Origin of the sequence: Kitasatospora sp. NPDC057500 (assembly GCF_042802195.1) — a bacterium.
GTDB lineage: Bacteria > Actinomycetota > Actinomycetes > Streptomycetales > Streptomycetaceae > Kitasatospora.
This window is the reverse complement of the sequence record NZ_JBHVER010000416.1, coordinates 1-2,193: the sequence shown is the minus strand read 5'-3', so window position 1 is coordinate 2,193 and position 2,193 is coordinate 1. Positions and strand designations below refer to the sequence as shown.

Sequence of the window (2,193 nt, the reverse complement as noted above, 5' to 3'; positions counted from 1 at the left end):
GGGGACTCCCCCGGCGGGCCGGACTCTTCGTGCGGTGGTGCGAGGGTCCGTCAGGCCCTCATGCGATCAGTGGCGGGTCAGCAGGGACCGTTGTCGGTCCAGACGCCCCACTGGCCGCTGGCGCTCGGGTCGTCGCCCTTGGTCCACCACTTGTTGGTGTAGTAGCGGCCCTTCCAGGAGACCTTGGTCGGGGTCGCGTAGGTGGTGGCGGCGTCCCAGCTCGGGGCGGCGGCGCAACCGGCCGGAGTGGTCGGCGTGGTGGTCGGCGTCGTGGTGGGCGTGGTGGTCGGCGTCGTGGTCGGCGTCGTGGTGGGGGTGGTGGTCGGCGTCGTGGTCGGCGTCGGGGTCACCGGCGGGACCGGGCAGCTCGCGGCCGAGCCGTTGGTCGCCTCGACCATCTTGTCGAACAGCGCGGTCTTGGTGCCCAGGTCGTACAGCGAGAAGGCGAAGGAGCCGCCGAGCCCGTTGCAGTGCGCGTAGTCCAGCTTGGCCTGGATCGAGCGGGCGTCCTCACCGGACCAGAAGACGTTGCCGTCGTAGAAGTAGGTCGCCTTGGCCGCGTCGTCCCAGTAGGTCTTCGACGGGTTGTCGACGAAGCCGGCCAGCTCCTTGTACATCTGGATGCCGGGGACGTTGCCCGACAGGGCCGCACCCGGGGCCGGGGCGGTGGCGGGCTGGAACAGACCGTTCTTGCCGTTGTTCTGGACGCCGGTCCAGCCGCGGTAGTAGAACGGCACGCCGACGTTGATCTTCTTGGCCGGGAAGCCGCCCGCGATGCCGTACTGCGGGTCGCCCACGGTGTAGGCCTTGATCGCGGCGTCGATCGAGTACTTGCCGGTGCCGCCGGGGACCGGCGTCATCGGGTCGTTCGGGCCGGAGTAGATCGGGGCCTGGTGGTTGGTCGGGCCCTTGGCCTCCCAACCGCCGTGCATGTCGTACGTCATGACGTCGAGGAAGTCGAGGTACTGACCGATCTTGTCGGTCTCGACGTTCTTGATCTTGTCCTGACCGGCACCCACCGCGGCCGCGGTGTAGTAGGTCTTGCTGTCGGTCTTGCCCTGCGCGTCGAGCTGGTCGCGCAGCTCCTTCAGCAGCAGGGTGAAGTTCTGCTTGTCGTTCGGGCTCGCCTGGTTGCCGAGGTGGCCGCCGCCGCCCGGGTACTCCCAGTCGATGTCGATGCCGTCGAAGATGCCGGCCGCCGAGCCCGGGCCGCCGTAGCCGGCGTCGACCGGCAGGTTGCCCTTGATGAACATGTCGATGCAGGACGAGACCAGCTTCTTGCGCGAGGCGTCCGTGGCGGCCGCCGACGAGAAGTACTTGGAGTACGTCCAACCACCGAGCGAGATCAGGATCTTGAGCTTGGGGTTCTTCGCCTTCAGCTTCTTCAGCTGGTTGAAGTTGCCCGCGATCGGCTGGCCCCAGACGTCGCCGACGCCGTCGACCGAGATGTCCGGGCCGAAGCTCTTCTGGTAGTCGGCGAACGCGTCCGCCGCACCGTCACCGGCGTTGGGGTTGTTCTCGTCCTGGCTCGCGGCCTTGGTGGCCTGGAAACAGGTGCCGTTGGTGGGGTGGATGTTGGCGAACGAGTAGATCATGTAATCCAGCTTCCCGGCGACGCCGGTGTCCTGGATCGTCTTCGCGTAGTACGCGTTCGAGTAGATCGACCACTGGTCGAAGTAGGCGACCTTGATGCCACCGCTGGTGGCGGGCGCGCCGGTGCTGTTGCCGACCGCGGCGTTGGCGGTGGCGCCGCCGGTGAGGGCGAGGCCCGCGCCGAGCAGCAGGGAGGCCGTGGTACCGGCGGCGATCGCGGTCAGGCTCTTGGACCGCTTGCGACGGCCGCCCTCCTGAACCGGCGCCCCGGCCCTTTCGATGCGTGAACGGAGCATGGGTGCGTGACTCCTGGGTGTGGGGGATTCCGACGCGCCCCGGGACGCAGGTACGGGGTGGGGCCGTACGACCGGGACATGACAGAATTGGATGGGGGAATCGAGCGGAACATGCCTTGACGGACGCCGGGATAGGCCGAACCGGCGTCAGCGGCGGACCGCTGACGCCGGCTCAGGGGCTCCCTGCACCTGGGCACTAAAATGGACTAGACCAACTACCCCGTCAAGGGGTGATGTTGCGGCTTGAGCCGCCGTTAAGGTTCCCCGGGAGCCCGGACGCCCCCGCTGACCTGCGGGTCAGCGG

At 68.2% G+C, this 2,193-nt stretch carries 1 protein-coding gene; it reads right to left on the bottom strand.

The annotated features are described in order from the left end of the window. Positions 1-77: 77 nt before the first annotated feature. The gene (locus tag ACFU74_RS37090; RefSeq protein ID WP_380764545.1) at positions 78-1,889 is read right to left on the bottom strand and encodes a glycosyl hydrolase family 18 protein; all 1,812 of its coding nucleotides are present in this window, start codon (positions 1,887-1,889) and stop codon (positions 78-80) included. Positions 1,890-2,193 lie beyond the last annotated feature (304 nt).

What these genes read in the sequence shown, in the direction of transcription:
- ACFU74_RS37090 (WP_380764545.1), bottom strand. Translation starts at nt 1,889, where the DNA reads ATGCTCCGTTCACGCATCGAAAGGGCCGGGGCGCCGGTTCAGGAGGGC.